This window comes from Blastococcus capsensis (assembly GCF_030165005.1).
GTDB lineage: Bacteria > Actinomycetota > Actinomycetes > Mycobacteriales > Geodermatophilaceae > Blastococcus > Blastococcus capsensis.
This window is the reverse complement of record NZ_JASNNW010000020.1, coordinates 12,415-29,998: the sequence shown is the minus strand read 5'-3', so window position 1 is coordinate 29,998 and position 17,584 is coordinate 12,415. Positions and strand designations below refer to the sequence as shown.

14 protein-coding genes are annotated in these 17,584 nt (G+C 73.7%); 3 read left to right on the top strand and 11 right to left on the bottom strand.

Going from position 1 to position 17,584, the window contains the following annotated elements; translation table 11 throughout:
• Positions 1-9: 9 nt before the first annotated feature.
• The 11 genes from gmk to pyrR all read right to left on the bottom strand — a co-directional run bounded on the left by gmk (position 10) and on the right by pyrR (position 14,568).
• Positions 10-609 (bottom strand): guanylate kinase, encoded by a 600-nt coding sequence (gene gmk, locus QOZ86_RS15805; RefSeq protein ID WP_284492940.1) that lies wholly within the window; start codon positions 607-609, stop codon positions 10-12.
• Positions 610-650: 41 nt separating this feature from the next.
• Positions 651-1,007 (bottom strand): integration host factor, actinobacterial type, encoded by a 357-nt coding sequence (gene mihF / locus QOZ86_RS15800; RefSeq protein WP_014376155.1) that lies wholly within the window; start codon positions 1,005-1,007, stop codon positions 651-653.
• Positions 1,008-1,350: 343 nt separating this feature from the next.
• Complete coding sequence (locus QOZ86_RS15795) at positions 1,351-3,441, bottom strand: GAF domain-containing SpoIIE family protein phosphatase (RefSeq protein WP_284492939.1); 2,091 nt, start codon at positions 3,439-3,441, stop codon at positions 1,351-1,353.
• Positions 3,438-4,604, bottom strand: coding sequence for an acyl-CoA dehydrogenase family protein (locus QOZ86_RS15790; RefSeq protein WP_284492938.1), 1,167 nt, complete (start codon positions 4,602-4,604; stop codon positions 3,438-3,440). Before QOZ86_RS15790 ends, QOZ86_RS15795 begins: the two co-directional genes overlap by 4 nt.
• Before the next feature lie 98 nt (positions 4,605-4,702).
• Positions 4,703-5,581: an orotidine-5'-phosphate decarboxylase gene (gene pyrF, locus QOZ86_RS15785; protein WP_284492937.1), complete on the bottom strand. Its 879-nt coding sequence runs from the start codon at positions 5,579-5,581 to the stop codon at positions 4,703-4,705.
• 73 nt (positions 5,582-5,654) lie between these two features.
• On the bottom strand, positions 5,655-7,025 hold the full coding sequence (locus tag QOZ86_RS15780) for a beta/alpha barrel domain-containing protein (protein ID WP_284492936.1): 1,371 nt from the start codon (positions 7,023-7,025) through the stop codon (positions 5,655-5,657).
• On the bottom strand, positions 7,022-10,351 hold the full coding sequence (carB, locus tag QOZ86_RS15775; RefSeq protein ID WP_284492935.1) for a carbamoyl-phosphate synthase large subunit: 3,330 nt from the start codon (positions 10,349-10,351) through the stop codon (positions 7,022-7,024). Before carB ends, QOZ86_RS15780 begins: the two co-directional genes overlap by 4 nt.
• A gap of 1 nt (position 10,352) precedes the next feature.
• Positions 10,353-11,519: a glutamine-hydrolyzing carbamoyl-phosphate synthase small subunit gene (gene carA / locus QOZ86_RS15770; RefSeq protein ID WP_284492934.1), complete on the bottom strand. Its 1,167-nt coding sequence runs from the start codon at positions 11,517-11,519 to the stop codon at positions 10,353-10,355.
• A 74-nt stretch (positions 11,520-11,593) separates the two neighbouring features.
• Positions 11,594-12,883: a dihydroorotase gene (locus QOZ86_RS15765; RefSeq protein WP_284492933.1), complete on the bottom strand. Its 1,290-nt coding sequence runs from the start codon at positions 12,881-12,883 to the stop codon at positions 11,594-11,596.
• 67 nt (positions 12,884-12,950) lie between these two features.
• On the bottom strand, positions 12,951-13,871 hold the full coding sequence (locus QOZ86_RS15760) for an aspartate carbamoyltransferase catalytic subunit (RefSeq protein WP_284492932.1): 921 nt from the start codon (positions 13,869-13,871) through the stop codon (positions 12,951-12,953).
• Positions 13,872-13,950: 79 nt separating this feature from the next.
• Positions 13,951-14,568, bottom strand: a complete 618-nt coding sequence (pyrR, locus tag QOZ86_RS15755; RefSeq protein WP_284492931.1) for a bifunctional pyr operon transcriptional regulator/uracil phosphoribosyltransferase PyrR — start codon at positions 14,566-14,568, stop codon at positions 13,951-13,953.
• A gap of 233 nt (positions 14,569-14,801) precedes the next feature.
• Here pyrR and bldD point away from each other — a divergent pair, with 233 nt between their 5' ends.
• The 3 genes from bldD (at position 14,802) to QOZ86_RS15740 (ending at position 17,549) form a co-directional block, all read left to right on the top strand.
• Complete coding sequence (gene bldD, locus QOZ86_RS15750; protein WP_284492930.1) at positions 14,802-15,359, top strand: transcriptional regulator BldD; 558 nt, start codon at positions 14,802-14,804, stop codon at positions 15,357-15,359.
• 238 nt (positions 15,360-15,597) lie between these two features.
• The gene (locus tag QOZ86_RS15745) at positions 15,598-16,521 is read left to right on the top strand and encodes an ATP-binding cassette domain-containing protein (RefSeq protein WP_284492929.1); all 924 of its coding nucleotides are present in this window, start codon (positions 15,598-15,600) and stop codon (positions 16,519-16,521) included.
• Entirely contained in the window at positions 16,518-17,549 is a 1,032-nt protein-coding gene (locus QOZ86_RS15740) for an ABC transporter permease subunit (protein ID WP_284492928.1), read from the top strand. The genes QOZ86_RS15745 and QOZ86_RS15740 overlap by 4 nt, the downstream gene beginning before the upstream one ends.
• Positions 17,550-17,584: the final 35 nt, after the last annotated feature.

Genomic DNA, 17,584 nt, shown 5'->3' with positions numbered 1-17,584 from the left:
GCCGGCCGCTCACTCGTGGGCGCTGCCGCCCGGACAGAGGCTGGGTGACGGCGCAGTCAGCAAGCCTACCAACTCGTCCGCAGCGCGGGCCACGTCGTCATTGACGACGACCACGTCGAACTCCCCGGACGAGTCGAGCTCGGCCTGCGCGATGGCCAGCCGGCGCTCCTGGACGGCCGCCGGCTCCGACCCGCGGCCGGCCAGCCGGCTGACCAGTTCCCCCCAGGAGGGCGGGGCGAGGAAGACCAACTGCGCCTCCGGGGCCCGGGCCCGCACCTGCCGGGCGCCCTGCAGCTCGATCTCCAGCAGCGCCGGCCGGCCGGTGGCCAGCTGCGCCGCCACGGGAGCGACCGGGGTGCCGTAGCGATTGCCGGCGTACTCGGCCCACTCCAGCAGCCCGTCGGTGGCGATCAGGTGGTCGAATTCGGCGTCCTCGACGAAGTGGTAGTGGACGCCGTCGACCTCACCGACGCGAGGACGACGAGTGGTCACCGACACCGACACCCACACATCGGGGTGCCGCTGCCGGACCGCGGCGACCACGGTGCCCTTGCCCACCCCGGAGGGTCCGGAGAGCACGGTCAACCGTGCCGATGTCGCTGCAGCCACTCGTCGTCCTCGCCCGGGTCGTCAGCGGTGCCGGCGGCTCCTCAGACGGCGCCGTCGACGGGGACCTGTTCGGCGACCACCTGGTCGCTGCCGAACTCGGCCTCCAGGGCCCGCCGCTGGTTGGCGCCCAGACCCCGCACGCGCCGCGTCGGGGAGATCTCCAGGCGTTCCATGATCTTCGCAGCCCGCGCCTTGCCGACTCCCGGCAGGGACTCCAGGACGGCGGAGACGCGCATCTTGCCGATCACTTCGTCCGTCTCGCCCTGCTTGAGGACGTCGCCGACCGTGGCGCCCTTGCTCTTGAGTCGCTCACGCAGTTCGGCACGCGCCTTGCGGGCTGCGGCCGCCTTCTCCAGGGCGGCGGCCCGCTGTTCCGGGGACAGGTCAGGCAGGGGCATGGTGCAACCCAATCGTGTCGTCGCCGGCCGTGCGAGGGCCGGCGCTCGTTCGGTTCGTCGAGACGTGGTGCGCCTCGCGACCGAGCCTCTCGGTCACGGTGGTCCAGGGCAAATCCGCTGGTCACGCACCCCCTGCGGGGCCGCGCGCCGGACCTGGGGACGCACCGTCACACTCAGGTGACCCAGCTGGCCACTCCTCGTGATCGCCGCAGGTCAGGACCGGTATGTGGACGGACCTGTTCCGTGGCCACACCTGCCTGCCCAGCTGCGGGAACCCGCCCCGACACGCCGACGAGACGACACGCCGACCGCTGGGGCGCAGGCTCACGTCGTCCGATCCGCCTCAGCCGCGGGGCCCCGCCTCGGCCGGCCGTGGGCGCACGGCGACGACGGCCACGTCGTCCTGCCCGCCCTGCGGCACCATCCGGCCGAGCACCGCGTCGCAGAGGTCGTCGAGCCCGTCGTGCGCGTGGCGCTCCAGGATCTCCAGCAGCAGCGCCAGCCCGTCGTCGATGGTGTGGTCGCGGGCCTCGATCAGCCCGTCGGTGTAGAGCAGCAGGGTCGCGCCGGCCGGCACCGTGGTCTCCTCGGTGTGCCGCGCGCTGGTCGCATCCACCCCCAGCAGCAGGTCCGCCCGCCCCGTGCCGTAGTCGAGCAGCTGCGCCCGCCCGTCGGGGCCCAGGAGCGCCGGCGGCGGATGGCCGGCGTTCGACCAGCGCAGCACGGCCCCGCCGTCCTCCCGTGGTGACAGCTCGGCCAGGACGGCGGTCGCGATGGTGGACAGCTCGAGGCCGTCGATGGCCTCGTCGACGGCGGTGAGCACCTGCGCCGGCGTCCCGGCGGTGGTGAACCCGATGCCGCGCACGAGTGATCGCAGCTGCCCCATGGCCGCCGCCGCACGGGTGTCGTGACCGACGACGTCGCCGATGACGATCGTGAGGTCGCCGCGTCGCTGCCGGAAGGCGTCGTACCAGTCGCCCCCGACCTGCGCCTCCCGCGCGGCGGCCACGTAGCGCACCGCGATGTCGGCGAAGGGCAGCTCCGGCGGCTCGGTCAGCAGGCTCTGCTGGAGCTCGGTGGCCACGTGGCGCTGTCCGGCGTAGAGCCGGGCGTTGTCCAGCGCGATCCCGGCCCGGCGCCCGATCTCGGTCGCCAGTGACATGTCGTCGCTCACGAAGCCCGGGCTGCCGGGGGTCCGTGCGAGCAGGAGCGAGCCCAGCACTCCACCCCGGCCGGGGACGGGGACGGCGAGCACGCTGCCCGTCCCCAGCTGGGTCACGAGCGACCGCAGGTCGGCGTCGGGCACCTGGTCGTCGAGGGTGGCCGGGTCGACGGCTGGGAACAGGACCGCTTCCCCGGCGGCCGCGCGCCGGCTGGCCTCGCTGCCGACCCCGCTACGCGCGACGAGGGCCTCGACGCGGCGGGCGACGGCCGCGAGGGAGGCATCACGGTGCCGGACGGCGAGGGCGGCGAGCTGGTCCCGCTCCGAACGGAACTGGATGCTCGTCCAGTCCGCCAGCGCGGGGACCAGCACGTCGGCCAGCCGGGACAGCGACTCGGCGACGTCCAGCGACCCGACGAGGGTCTCGGAGACGCGGGCGAGCAACTGGACCTGGGACGCGAGCCGGTCCCGCTCCCGCTCCGCCTGCCGGTGCGCGGTCACGTCGGTGGCGAGGAGGAGCACCACCGGCCGCCCGTCGTCGGTCTGGCTGCGCACGGCGGTCAGCTCGACGTCGACCCTCCCGGCGATCCGCACCTCGAGCGGAGCCGGCGCGACGTCCGTCCCCCCAGCAGCCCCGGCCCCGGACACCAGGGGAGCCATGAAAGCGACCGCGCCGGGGATGACGGTGTCCACCGAACGGCCGGTGCGCGCCTCCCGCAGGTCGAGGAGGTGCTCGCCGCGACGGTTCCACCCCAGCAGCTCACCCGAGGGGGCGGCCACGAGCACCGCGATCGGCGCGTGCTCGAGCAGCGACCCGACGGCCGCCGGGATCGTGGGAGCACGGCCGTCGGCGGCAGCGGCACGGCGCACCACCGCGGCCAGGACGGCGGCGTGCCGGCGTCGGTCGCCCGTGGACCGCCGGAGCTGGTCCAGCTGCTCCACCAGGTCGTCCTCGGCGGCGGAGGCGACCAGCAGGTCGAGGGGCACGCCGGGGGCGTAGGAGGCCTGCCCGCGGATGCCGGCGACGTCGTCGGTGAGCAGGGCGACGCCGGCGTCGGGCACCAGCCGGTGCACCCGCTGGACCAGCGCCAGGGGCGCGGTGGCCAGCGAGCCGATCACCACCAGGTCCACCGGCTCCGCAACGCCGCTCAGCCGGGCGTCCAGCTCGACCACCGAGACGCTGTCCTGTCCCGGCAGCCTCCGCAGCAGCGCCGCCTCGGCCGCCGAGAGGTCGACGAGGAGACAGCGGCCAGGTTCGCCGTGGCCGCTCACTCGCCCAGTAGCGGCAGGCCCAGCGCGGCCCGGCCCGTCCACGTGCGCAGGATGTCGGTCGTCGGGCTCATGACGTCGGCCGCCCGCGCGTCGCGCAGGTGCCGCTCCAGCGGTGACCGGTCGCGGTAGCCGATGCCGCCCACCAGGGTCATGGCCTCGTTGGTCACCTCCACGGCGCACTGCGCCACCTCGGCCTTGGCCGACGTGAGCGCTGGGAGCGCCGACGGGCCGCCGGAGTCACCCTCCTCGGCGGCCCAGTGCACCAGGCGGCGGGTGCGCTCCACCTGCGCCCACAGCACTCCCAGCCGGTGCTGCAAGATCGGCTCGCCGGCCAGCCGTCGCCCGGTGTGCGCGTGCGCCCGGCGGGACAGGTGGCCGGTCGCCTCGTCCAGCGAGGCCTGCGCCACGCCCACGTACGTGCCCGCCATGGCCATCAGGAAGTAGGGCGCCACGACCTCGAAGACGTACCAGATCTGGTCGCCCTCGGCACCGAGCAGGTGGTCGGGCCCCAGTACGACGTCGTCCAGGCGCAGGCCCCGGGAGGAGTTGCCCCGCATTCCGATGCCGGTCCACTCGCCGCCCCACGTCAGGCCGTCGGCCCCCGCCGGCACCACGAAGCAGGAGAACTGCCCCATGGGCGCCTCGGGATCGGCCGCCACGGTGCTGACGACGTAGGAGTCGGCGTGCGAGCCGTTGGTGATGAACGACTTCTCACCGGTGATCCGCAGCCCCGCCGCATCGCGCGTCATCCGGGTCTGCGGCAGCCAGAACTGGGCACCGGTGCCCGGCTCGGACACGGCCAGGGTGGTCAGGTGCTCGCCTGCCACGATCGCGTCGAGGAACTCCGTGCGCTGCCGTTCGGTCGGCTTCGCGGCGAGCACCGCGGTGGCCACGCAGTGCATCCCGAAGCAGAGCGCGGTCGAGGCGCACACCCGGCCCAGCACCTCGCACACCGCCGCGACGCCGCGCAGTCCGAGGCCCGCTCCGCCGACCGAGCGAGGCGCGGCCAGGCCACCGAGCCCGGCGGCCTGCAGGGCCCGGATCGCCTCGGCCGGCCAGACGCCCGAGTCGGTGCGGTCCGCGAGCGGACCCGCGACCGTCTGCGCCACCTCGTCGGCACGGGCGACGGCCTCCGCCACGCTCGTCGGCCCCGTCGTCGTCACGATGGCCCAGCATAGGGGCCCGGAAACGGGTCTTGCCCCACGCCGGTCGGGTGGTCAGCCGGTTGTGGGCGTCGCACGCCGACCGGACCGGCGGCGCCTCACGCCGCCAGCGCCTCAGCCCAGCGCGCGGCGGCGGCCCGCAGCGCGGCCGGGTCGGGGCCGGCGCCGAGGACGTCGCGGGAGACGGTCGGGACGACGGCCGTGCCCGCGCCGAACAGCCGGCGCAGATCACTCACCGAGCCGCCCTGCGCGCCGAGACCGGGGGCGAGGACCGGCCCACCGAGACCGTCGAGGTCGACGTCGAGCGCATCCAGCGTGGCACCCACGACGACGCCGAACGACCCCGTGGACGGGCCCCACCCGCTGCGGGGGTCCACGGACGACGCCAGGTCCGTCGGCGGATCGCCGACGAACTCGTCCGGTGCGTTCCAGCCGCGGACCGTGTCGACGACGACCTGCGCGACCGACCGCTCCCCGACCGTCGCGTGCTGGAAGGCGCCCGCATCCGGGTTCGAGGTGCGGGCCAGGACGAAGAGGCCCCCGCCGAACCTCGTCGCGGTGCTGACGGCGGGCCGCAGCGACTCCGGCCCGAGATAGGGGCTGACGGTCATCGCGTCCACCTGCATCGGGTGGTCGCTGCGCAGGTAGTCGGCGTAGGCGGCCATGGTCGAACCGATGTCGCCACGCTTGGCGTCCAGCAGCACGAGGGCGCCCGCCTCGTGGGCCCTCACCACCGCGTCCTCGAGCACCGCCAGCCCGCGCGAGCCGAACCGTTCGTAAAAGGCCAGCTGCGGCTTCAGCACGGCCACCGATCCGGCGAGCGCGTCGACCACCGCATCGGTGAAGCGGCGCAGCCCGTCCAGCGAGTCGCCCACCCCCCAGTCCAGGAGCAGCTCCTCGTGCGGGTCGATGCCCACGCACAGCGGGCCGCGAGCGGCCACGGCCGCCGCCAGGCGCTGCCCGAAGGGGACGGTCACGAGTCCTCCTCGCTGGCGCTCGTCGAACCCGCGCCCGGCGGTGCTGCGCCCATGCGTGACCTCGCAAGCTCGGTCACGAGACCTCCACGGCTCGGGGCAGGGTGCCCCCCAGCGCGGCGATGCAGCGCTGGGCGAGGAACGGGTCGGCGAAGGCGCCGGAGGCGGACTGGACGGCGTCGGCGCCGATCGCGAACAGCGCCCCGAAGGACGCCGGATCGGTGACCCCACCCATGGCCAGGACGTCGAAGCGCAGCCCGCCGGCCTCGCGCAGGGCGACGAGCCGCCGGGTGAAGTCCAGCGCGGAGCCGTGCACCGCGACGCCCGACAGCCCGGCGAGTTCCCGGCCGGGGAAGGTGGGAGCGCCGTCGCTGCGGCGGACCCGGCTCTGCAGGGTGTTGATCCCGGCGATGCCGTCGACCAGCGGCGCCAGGCGCGGGACGAGCGCGGCCAGCTGCTGCTCGTCGAGCCAGGACAGCTTGGCGACCAGCCCGGTGCGGTCGTCCAGCGCCCGCCGCACGGCCTCCACCACGGCCACGGTCGCGTCGGCGTCCAGGCACAGCGGGGGCTTCACCCCGCCCGCGGAGGCACTGAGCGTGTTCGGGCACGACAGGTTCAGCTCGATCACCGGGGCCCCGGCCTCCTGCGCCAGCCGCGCGGTCCGGGAGAAGTCCTCGACCAGGTCGGTGCCGTTCCCCTCGCCCATGACGCTCACCAGGAGCAGTGCGTCCTCCCCGACGGCGGCCAGCGACCGCTCCAGGTCGGCCATCCACTCCTCCGGTGGCGGCGACGGCACCCCGAAGGAGTTGACCGTGCTCACCTCCGGGGTCCCGGGGGCCACCCAGTCCCACGGGTCGGCGACGACGTCGGCCTCGGCACCCGGGGGCAGGCTCGCCGTCTCCCGCGGGGCGAAGGTCCAGTTCGGCTGCTCGTTCGGCGGGTGCTCGCGGCCGCGGACGGTCTTGTACGTCAGCACGCTGTAGCCGTTCGCCAGGTTGTGCCGCACCCACGCCTCGCTGCCGTTGAGCACGCAGGCCGGCACGCCGATCGGGAGGCCGACCGAGCGCCCGAGCACCCGCCAGCGCCGCGCGCCCGCCGTCGGCCGCTCGGGCAGCCGCGGGCCCAGCGGGCGGGCGAGGTTCTCCCGGAAGGTCCCGAGGACGTCGTACCCGGGTACCGGCAGGCCGGCCACGGCGAGCACGTCGGCGTGGCCGGCGAAGTACAGCACCCGGGTGAGCAGCGGCAGGTCGCCGTCCCCGGCGTCGCCGCCGGCCAGCCGCCGGGTCAGGGCATCGGCCTGCGCCGCCAGCGCGTCGAACTCGGCCTGCGGCGGGCGGGCGAAGCGGGTGACGCCGGCGAGGAACGCGGCGGGCAGCCCGTCGACCAGGTCCCGGTGGACCAGCTCGGTGCGTACCTCACGGACCGCCGCGCTCCCCGCCCCCGTCACGCCGAGGTACCGGCGAACGTGCTGGGGCCGCCGGACGTGCCGCCGGCCAGCGCCGCGTGCACCTCCTGCAGGCTGCGCACGCCGACGTCCCCGCGCCGCAGCGCCTCGATCCCCTGGACGGCGGCCGCGAGGCCCTGGACCGTGGTGATGCACGGGATGCCGGCGCTCACCGCGGCGGTCCGGATCTCGTAGCCGTCCAGCCGGGGGCCGCTGTTGCCCGGCGAGCCGAACGGCGTGTTCACCACCATGTCCACGTCCCCGGCGAGGATGGCCTCGACGACGTTGCCCGGCCCCTCGCTGTACTTGCCGACCAGCTCGCAGGCAACCCCGTGGCGGCGCAGCACCTGGGCGGTACCGGCAGTGGCCAGCACGCGGAAGCCGAGGTCGGCCAGCCGCTTGACCGGGAACACCGCCGAGCGCTTGTCGCGGTTGGCCAGGGAGACGAAGACCGTGCCCTCGAGCGGCAGCGAGCCGTAGGCCGCCGCCTGCGACTTGGCGAACGCGGTGCCGAACTCGTCGTCGAGGCCCATCACCTCGCCGGTGCTCTTCATCTCCGGGGAGAGGACGGTGTCGACGCCGTGACCCTCGACGGTGCGGAAGCGGTGGAAGGGCAGGACCGCCTCCTTCACCGCGATCGGCGCGTCCGCGGGCAGGTCGGTGCCGTCGCCGGCTGCGGGGAGCACGCCGGCCTCGCGCAGGCCGGCGATCGTCTCCCCGACCGCGATGCGGGCCGCGGCCTTGGCCAGCTGCACCGCCGTCGCCTTGGAGACGAACGGCACCGTCCGGCTGGCCCGTGGGTTGGCCTCGATGACGTAGAGGATGTCGTCCTTGATCGCGTACTGGACGTTCACCAGGCCCCGCACGCCGATCCGCCCGGCCAGCTTCTCGGTGGCGGCGCGGATCTTCAGCAGGTCCGCCGAGCCCAGCGTGATCGGCGGCAGGGCGCAGGCGGAGTCACCGGAGTGGATGCCGGCCTCCTCGATGTGCTCCATGACGCCGCCGAGATACAGCTCCGCGCCGTCGTAGAGCGCGTCGACGTCGATCTCCACCGCGTCCTCGAGGAACCGGTCGACCAGCACCGGGTGGGCGACGCTGACGTCGGTGGCCTTGGCGATGTAGGCCTCGAGCGTGGCGTCGTCGTAGACGATCTCCATGCCGCGGCCACCGAGCACGTAGGACGGCCGGACCAGCACCGGGTAGCCGATCCCTGCGGCGATCTCCTGCGCCTCGGCGTACGTGGTCGCCGTGCCGTGCTTGGGTGCCAGCAGGCCGGTGTCGGCGAGCACGCGGGAGAAGGCCCCCCGGTGCTCGGCGTCGTCGATCGCCTCCGGCGAGGTGCCCAGCACCGGCACGCCGGCGTCCTTGAGCCGCTGGGCCAGGCCCAGCGGGGTCTGCCCGCCGAGGGTGCAGATGACCCCGGCCACCGGGCCGGCCGCGCGCTCGGCCTCGACTACCTCGAGGACGTCCTCGAAGGTCAGCGGCTCGAAGTACAGCCGGTCGGCGGTGTCGTAGTCGGTGGAGACGGTCTCCGGGTTGCAGTTGACCATCACCGCCTCGTAGCCGGCGTCCTGCAGGGCCATCACCGCGTGCACGCAGGAGTAGTCGAACTCGATGCCCTGCCCGATCCGGTTGGGCCCGGAGCCCAGGATCAGCACCGCCGGCTTCTCGCGGGGCCGCACCTCGGTCTCCTCGTCGTAGGACGAGTAGTGGTACGGCGTGCGGGCGGCGAACTCGGCGGCGCAGGTGTCGACGGTCTTGTAGACCGGCCGCACCCCCAGCCGCCAGCGCAGCGTTCGGACGCCGTCCTCGCCGGCGAGCTCCGGCCGCAGCGCCGCGATCTGCCGGTCGGACAGGCCGTGCCGCTTCGCCCGCCGGAGCAGCTCCGGGGTGAGCGACGGCGCCTCGCGGACGGCCTCGCCGACCTCCCGGACCAGCGCGATCTGGTCGACGAACCACGGGTCGAAGCCACTGGCGTCGGCGACCTGCTCGGCCGTTGCCCCCGCGGCGAGCGCCTGCTCGGCCAGGTACAGCCGGCCGTCGACCGGGGTGCGCAGTGCCCCCAGCAGCTCCTCGGCCGGCCGCTGCTCGGGAGCCCCGGTCCAGAAGCCGGCCACCTTCGTCTCGGTGGAACGCATGGCCTTGCCCAGCGCCTCGGTGAAGTTGCGGCCCATGGCCATCACCTCGCCGACGCTCTTCATCGTCGTGGTGAGCCGCGGATCGGCGCCCGGGAACTTCTCGAACGCGAACCGCGGGATCTTCACCACGACGTAGTCCAGGGTCGGCTCGAACGCCGCCGGGGTGACGCCGGTGATGTCGTTGGTGATCTCGTCGAGGGTGTAGCCGATGGCCAGCTTCGCGGCGATCTTCGCGATCGGGAAGCCGGTGGCCTTCGACGCCAGCGCGCTCGACCGGGAGACGCGCGGGTTCATCTCGATGACGACCAGGCGCCCGGTCCCGGGGTGGACGGCGAACTGGATGTTGCAGCCGCCGGTGTCCACGCCGACCTCGCGCAGCACGGCGATGCCGACGTCGCGCATCTGCTGGTACTCGCGGTCGGTGAGCGTCATCGCCGGGGCGACGGTGACCGAGTCACCGGTGTGCACGCCCATCGCGTCGATGTTCTCGATCGAGCAGATGACCACCACGTTGTCGCTGCGGTCGCGCATGAGCTCGAGCTCGTACTCCTTCCAGCCGAGCACCGACTCCTCGATCAGCACGGTGTGCACCGGGGAGTCGGCCAGCCCGTGGCCGGCCATGCGGCGCAGCATCGCCTCGTCGGTCGCGATGCCCGAGCCGAGCCCGCCCATGGTGAAACTGGGCCGGATGACGACCGGGTAGCCGACCTCCTCGGCGGTGGTCAGCGCCTCCTCCACGGTGGCGCACACCGTCGAGCGGGGAGCGTCGGCCCCGATGGAGCGGACGATGTCCTTGAACAGCTGCCGGTCCTCGCCGCGGTTGATCGCGTCGACGTCGGCGCCGATGAGCTGGACGCCGTACTTCTCCAGCACACCGTTCTCGTAGAGCCCGATCGCGATGTTGAGCGCGGTCTGCCCGCCGAGGGTGGCCAGCAGCGCGTCGGGGCGCTCCTTGGCGATGACCTTCTCGACGAACTCCGGCGTCAGCGGCTCGATGTAGGTGGCGTCGGCGACCTCGGGGTCGGTCATGATCGTGGCCGGGTTGCTGTTGACGAGGCTGACCCGCAGGCCCTCGGCCCTCAGCACGCGGCAGGCCTGGGTACCGGAGTAGTCGAACTCCGCCGCCTGCCCGATGAGGATCGGCCCGGAGCCGATGACCATGACGTGCTGGATGTCGGTGCGCTTGGGCATCTCAGGCGTTCTCCCCCGTGCTGTGCTCCACGACGGGAGGCGGGCTCACCGCGTCGTCGCCCTGACGCGCGGCCTCCATCAGGTCGACGAAGCGCTGGAACAGCGGCGCGGCGTCGTGCGGGCCGGCCGCCGACTCCGGGTGGAACTGCACGCTGAACGCGGGCACCTCCAGGCAGCGCAGCCCCTCGACGACGTCGTCGTTGAGACCCACGTGGCTGACCTCCACCTGCCCGTAGGGCGTGTCGGTCGGCCGGTCCAGGGGGGCGTCGACGGCGAAGCCGTGGTTGTGGCTGGTCACCCGCACCGTGCCGCTGACCCGATCGAGCACCGGCTGGTTCAGGCCGCGGTGTCCGAAGCGCAGCTTGTAGGTGCCCAGGCCCAGTGCCCGGCCCAGGATCTGGTTGCCGAAGCAGATGCCGAACAGCGGCCGGCGGGCATCGAGCACCCCGCGCACCGCGGCCACGGCGTAGTCGGCGGCGGCCGGATCGCCGGGGCCGTTGGACAGGAACACGCCGTCCGGGCCGGCGGACAGCAACTCCTCGGCGGTCGCCGTCGAGGGCAGCACGTGGGTCTCCACGCCGAGCTCGGCCAGGTGCCGCGGCGTCGCTGTCTTGATGCCGAGGTCCAGGGCCGCGATGGTGAACCGCTTCTCCGCCACCGCCGGGACGACGTAGGCCTGCCCGGTGCTCACCTGCGGGGCCAGGTCGGCCCCCGTCATGCTCTCGGCCTCCCGCACCCGCGCCAGGAGCTCGTCCGAATCGGTGATCTCGCTGCTGATCCCCGCCCGCATGGCCCCCCGCTCGCGCAGGTGGCGGGTGAGCGCCCGGGTGTCGACGCCGCTGATCCCGACGACCCCCTGCCCGGCCAGTTCGCCGTCCAGGGTGCCGGTGGCCCGCCAGTTGGCCGGCCGGCGGGCGGGATCGCGGACGACGAGGCCGGCCACCCACATGCGGCTGCTCTCGTCGTCCTCGCCGTTGACACCGGTGTTGCCGATGTGCGGCGCCGTCATGACGACGACCTGCCGGTGGTAGCTGGGGTCGGTCAGCGTCTCCTGGTAGCCGGTCATGCCGGTGGCGAACACCGCCTCGCCGACCGTCGTCCCGATCGCCCCGTAGGCCTCGCCCCGGAACGTGCGCCCGTCCTCGAGCACGAGGAGCGCTTCCTTCACTTGCTCTGCCCTTCTGTTCGATTCCGCGCTCGCTCCGCTCCTCGCTCGTTCCTCGCTGCGATGCTCACTCACTGTCATCGAACGGCCTTTCCGTCCAGAACGGTCGGCGTCCCCCGGAGGAACGTCGCGACCACCCGGCCGGGGAGCTCCCGGCCGGCATAGGGGCTGTTGCGGCTGCGGCTGGCCAGGGCCGCCGGGTCGACGACGGCCCGGTGCCCGGGGTCGACCAGCAGCAGGTTGGCCGGCTCGCCCACGGCGATGGGCCGGCCGTGCGACTCCAGCCGGCCGATGGCCGCCGGGCGCACCGACATCCGGTCGGCGACCCCGGCCCAGTCGAGCCGGCCGGGCTCGACCATCGTCTCGATGACGACCGAGAGCGCCTGCTCCAGCCCGAGCATCCCGGGCCGGGCCTGCGCCCACTCGCTCTCCTTGTCCTCCACCGCGTGCGGGGCGTGGTCGGTGCCGACGGCGTCGATCGTCCCGTCCGCGAGGCCGGCCCGCAGCGCCTCCACGTCGGCGTCGGTCCGCAGCGGCGGGTTGACCTTGAACACCGGGTCGTAGCTCTCGGCGCAGGCGTCGGTGAGCAGCAGGTGGTGCGGGGTCACCTCGGCGGTCACCTGGACGCCGCGGGACTTCGCCCAGCGCAGGATGTCCACCGACCCGGCCGTCGAGACGTGGCAGACGTGCAGCCGCGCGCCGACGTGCTCGGCGAGCAGCACGTCGCGGGCGATGATCGCCTCCTCCGCGGCGGCCGGCCAGCCGGTCAGGCCGAGCCGCGCCGAGCGGTCGCCCTCGTGCATCTGGGCGCCGGTGGTCAGCCGCGGCTCCTCGGCGTGCTGGGCGACGACGCCGTCGAAGGCCTTCACGTACTCCAGCGCCCGGCGCATGAGCGCGGGGTCGGCCACGCAGTGCCCGTCGTCGGAGAAGACCCGCACGCGGGCAGCGGAGTCGGCCATCGCGCCGAGCTCGGCCAGCCGCTCCCCCTTCAACCCGACGGTCACCGCGCCCACGGGGACGACGTCGACCAGGCCGGCCTCCTGGCCCAGCCGCCACACCTGCTCGACGACCCCGGCGGTGTCGGCGACCGGGTCTGTGTTGGCCATCGCGTGCACCGCGGTGAACCCGCCCAGCGCTGCCGCGCGGCTGCCGGTCTCCACCGTCTCGGCGTCCTCGCGGCCGGGCTCGCGCAGGTGGGTGTGCAGGTCGACCAGCCCGGGGAGCGCGACGAGTCCGCCGGCCTCCACGACGTCGGCGCCGGCCGGCGACAGCGACTCGCCGATCGCCGCGATGCGGCCGTCCTCGACGAGGATGTCGGCGGCATCGCCGCCGAGCGGCCGGACGCCCTTGATCAGGTAGGTGGTCACTGTCCTCTTTCCTCGCTCCGCTCGGCCGGACGCTGAGTCCTCGCTCGTTCCTCGCTGCGATGCTCACTCACTGGGGAGACCCTCCGAGCAGCAGGTAGAGCACGGCCATGCGGACCGACACCCCGTTGGCGACCTGCTCGACGATGGTCGAGCGGACCGAGTCGGCGACGTCGGCGGCGATCTCCATGCCGCGGTTCATCGGGCCGGGGTGCATGACGATGGCGTCGTCGGGCAGCGCGCCCATCCGGTGGGCGTCCAGGCCGTAGCGGCGGCTGTACTCCCGGGCGCTCGGGAAGAACGAGGCGTTCATCCGCTCGGCCTGCACGCGCAGCATCATCACGACGTCGCTCTTGGGCAGGACGGCGTCCAGGTCGTAGCCGACCTCGGCCGGCCAGCTGCCCACGCCCACCGGCAGCAGCGTCGGGGGCGCCACCAGGGTGACCTCGGCACCGAGGGTGTGCAGCAGCCCGACGTTGGACCGGGCCACCCGGCTGTGCAGCACGTCGCCGACGATCGTCACCCGCACGCCGTCGAGGCGGCCCAGCCGCTGCCGGATCGTGTAGGCGTCCAGCAGCGCCTGGGTCGGGTGCTCGTGGGTGCCGTCACCGGCGTTGACCACGCTGCCGCGGACCCAGTGCGCCAGCCGGTGCGGTGCGCCCGACATGTGGTGCCGGACGACGACCGCGTCGCTGCCCATGGCCTCGAGGGTGAGCGCGGTGTCCTTGAGGCTCTCGCCCTTGGAGACGCTGCTGCCCTTGGCCGAGAAGTTGATGACGTCGGCCGAGAGCCGCTTGGCGGCCAGCTCGAAGGAGATGCGGGTGCGCGTGGAGTCCTCGTAGAAGAGGTTGACCACGGTGCGGCCGCGCAGGGTCGGGAGCTTCTTCACCTCGCGGCCGGCCAGCGCCTGGTCGATCTGCGCCGCGGTGTCGAGCACCAGCGTCGCGTCGTCCCGGTCGAGGTCAGCGGCCTCCAGCAGGTGCCGCTTCATGCGCTGTCCCCCGTTCGGCTCCGCGGTCGCTCCGCTCCTCGCTCGCCGGCGCTCGCTGCGATGCCCATTTCCTGTCGCCTCACAGCTCCCCGTCCAGGACCACGACCTCGTCGCTCCCGTCGGTCTCGGCGAGGTGCACCTTCACCTGCTGGCTCCGCGAGGTCGGCACGTTCTTGCCGACGAAGTCGGCCTTGATCGGCAGTTCCCGGTGCCCGCGGTCGACCAGCACGGCCAGCTGGACGCTCCGCGGCCGGCCGAGGTCGCGCAGCGCGTCCAGCGCGGCCCGGACGGACCGGCCGGAGAACAGGACGTCGTCGACGAGCACGACGAGCCGGTCGTCGATGCCCGCGTCGGGCAGCACGGTGGGCTCCAGCGCGCGGACACCGCGCAGCCGCAGGTCGTCGCGGTAGAGGGTGATGTCGGCGGTTCCGACGTCGACCGTCGTCCCGGTGAACGCCTCGATCCGGGCGGCCAGGCGGCGGGCCAGCGGGGCACCGCGGGTGGGGATGCCCACCAGCACGAGGTCGGAGAGCCCTCCGTCGGCCGATCCACCGCCCTCCGGGCGGCCGCTCGCGGCCCGTTCGATGAGCTGGTGGGCCATGCGATCGACGACGCGCGCGACGTCGGCGGAGGAGAGCAGGGTACCGGGGGTGCTGCCGGGAGTCGTGCTCCGGGCAGGCTCGGAGGAGCGGGCCATGAGGCCTCCTTCCCCGCCTCACTGGACGGGTCGTTAAAGGAGTGGTCGGACCGGGCTCGACGGTACTGCACCGCGCCGGACGACCCGCGCGGCGGGGCGTCGCGCACCCACCGTGGCGGCCTTTCACCGGCATCCCCCGCTCGCGTCAGCCCGCCTGTTGGAATTCCGGCTCGGCAAGTACGCTGCGTGACGACCAGCCCGCACCCGAGACGACGGACAGTGAGCAGACAGCGATGAGCACCGACTACTCACGGGCCCTCGGCGCCCGGCTCCGCGCGATCCGCAACCAGCAGGGACTGTCCCTGCAGGGTGTGGAGGACAAGTCGCACGGCCGCTGGAAGGCGGTCGTCGTCGGCTCCTACGAACGAGGCGACCGCGCCGTCACCGTGCAGCGCCTCTCCGAGCTGGCCGTCTTCTACGGCGTCCCGGTGTCGGAGCTGCTGCCCGATCCGCGGCCGAGCTCCGCGGTCACCTCGACGAACAAGATCGTGCTGAACCTGGAGTCGCTGGGCTCGCTGCCCGCGGACGAGGCCGGCCCCCTGGCCCGCTACGCCTCGACGATCCAGGCCCAGCGGCACGACTACAACGGCAAGGTCCTCTCGATCCGGGCCGAGGACCTCAAGTCGCTGGCGATCATCTACGACATGAGCCCCGACGAGCTGACCACCCGGCTCATCGAGTGGGGCGTCCTCTCCCCCGGCATGGAGGGCATCATCAGCAGCGGCGGTGACGACGACCTCGAGGAGGACGTCGACGACTCGTGGGGGGACCGCCGGCGCTCGCCGCGCTGACGCTCCGCTCCCTCGACGAGAGCCCCTACCGATCCGGTAGGGGCTCTCGTCGCGTCCGGGGGAGCCGCTCATCCGGTCGCATGCCTCCGGCGGCACGCGGTGGTGCACCGGGGCCCGGCCGGTCGTGGGTTACGGGGCCGCACGGTTCCGACGCGCGCCCCAGACGCTGTTTCACCGACCCCCGCTGTGCCAGGGTGCTGGCACCCGGGCGCCTGATCCGGAACCCAGGGAGGTCCGGATGCCGGCGGTGGAGATGGTGGAGGTCTCGAAGACCTACCGCGGACGGGGTGGCCAGCCCCTCAAGGCGCTCGACGGCCTGGACATGGTGGTCGAGTCCGGCGGCGTCCACGGCCTCCTCGGCCCGAACGGATCGGGCAAGACCACCTCCATCCGGGCGCTGCTGGGCCTCGTCGGCATCGACGGCGGTGCCGGTCGGATGCGGTTGCTGGACGAGCCCGTGCCCTCCGGCCTCCCGGGAGTCATCGGGCACGTGGGCGCGCTCGTGGAGACGCCGCTGTTCTTCCCCGGCTTCTCCGGTCGCCGCAACCTCCGGCTGCTGGCCGAGACCGCCGGCGTCCCCAGGGGGCGCGTCGAGGAGTGCCTGGAGATGGTCGCCCTGCGCGAGCGTGCCGACGACCGGTTCAGGGGCTACTCCCTCGGCATGAAGCAGCGGCTCGGCATCGCGGCGGCGCTGCTCAAGTTCCCCCGGCTGCTCATCCTCGACGAGCCCAGCAACGGCCTGGACCCGGCCGGCATCCGGGACGTGCGAGAGCTGATCCGGCGGCTCGGGACCGACGGCCGGACGACGGTGCTCGTGTCCTCGCACCTGCTGGCCGAGATCCAGCAGGTCTGCGACTCGGTCACGATCCTCGCCCGCGGCCGTCGGGTCGCCACCGGGCCGGTCTCCTCGGTACTGACCCTCGCCGGCGCCGCCGACGTACGCGTGGTGGTGCCGGATCCGGCCGCCGCGGCCGCCGTCCTCGCCGGCGGCGGCTTCTCCGTCTCCCCGGCACCGGACGGGCAGATCCTGGTGCACGGAGCACCGGCCCCCGGCGACATCACCCGCCTGCTGGCCGAGCACGGCCACTACCTCGAGGAGCTGGTCCGCGTGACCCCCGACCTGGAGAGCGCGTTCCTCGCCATCACCGGGGAGCGGGCATGAGCGCGATGACCCAGCAGCCGACCGTCGAGCCGGAGCCAGGAGCGGCCCACCGGTCCGGCAGCCTGTTCCGCGCAGAGCTGCACCGGTTCCGTGCCCGCCGGTTCATCCAGGTACTGCTCGGGCTGTCGGTCGTCGGCTGGCTGGCCGCCGTCTGCATCGGCCTGCTCAACTTCGGCGCCCCCACCGAAGCCGACTACGCCGACGCCCGGGAGCGGATGCAGGAGTTCATCGCCGCCGAGGAGGCCTGGCGGGCGGACTGCGCCAGGGAGGCCGAGCGCGGCGGGCAGGACCCCGAGGTGTTCTGCGGACCACCCCTCGACACCTCGACCTGGCGGGTCGAGGACTACCTCGACACCGCGCCCTTCGACTTCGCCGCGGCAGGCCCCGCCGGCGCAATGGCCTTCGCGGCGGCCGCCGCCGTGCTGGCCTTCCTGATCGGGGCGACGTGGATCGGAGCCGAGTGGTCGCACCGGACCATCGTGGCGCTGCTCTTCTGGGTGCCGAGCCGGCTGCGGGTGATGGGCACCAAGATCGGTGTCCTCGCGCTGGCGGCGGCGGCCATCGGGGTCGCCGCGCAGGTCGGCTGGCTGCTCATGGCCTGGATCCTGACCACGTTCGTGGGCAACGATCAGGAGCCGCCGGACGGCTTCTGGGCCGACCTGCTGGCCGCGCAGGGCCGATCGGTCCTCCTCGTGGTGCTGATCTCGCTGATCGGTCTCGGGCTGGCCAACCTCGTGCGGAACACCGGGGCGTCCCTGGGGGTCGGCTTCGTCTACTTCGCGATCGTGGAGAACGCGCTGCGGATCTACGACCCGATGCTGGACCGGTGGCTCCTGTCCACCAACGCGATCGCCCTGGTCCTCCCCGCCGGCCTCCGGGTGTACGACTACAGCGCCATGGGGTCGGGGATGAGCGAACCGCCGTCCTACCTGGTCACCAACCTGCAGGGCGGTCTGGTGGTCGGTGCGTTCGCCGCGGTGATCGTGGGTGTCGGCGTCTGGCTCTTCGCCCGCCGCGACCTGCACTAGGACCAAGGCCGTCCACTCGAGCGAACGGCCTCGCC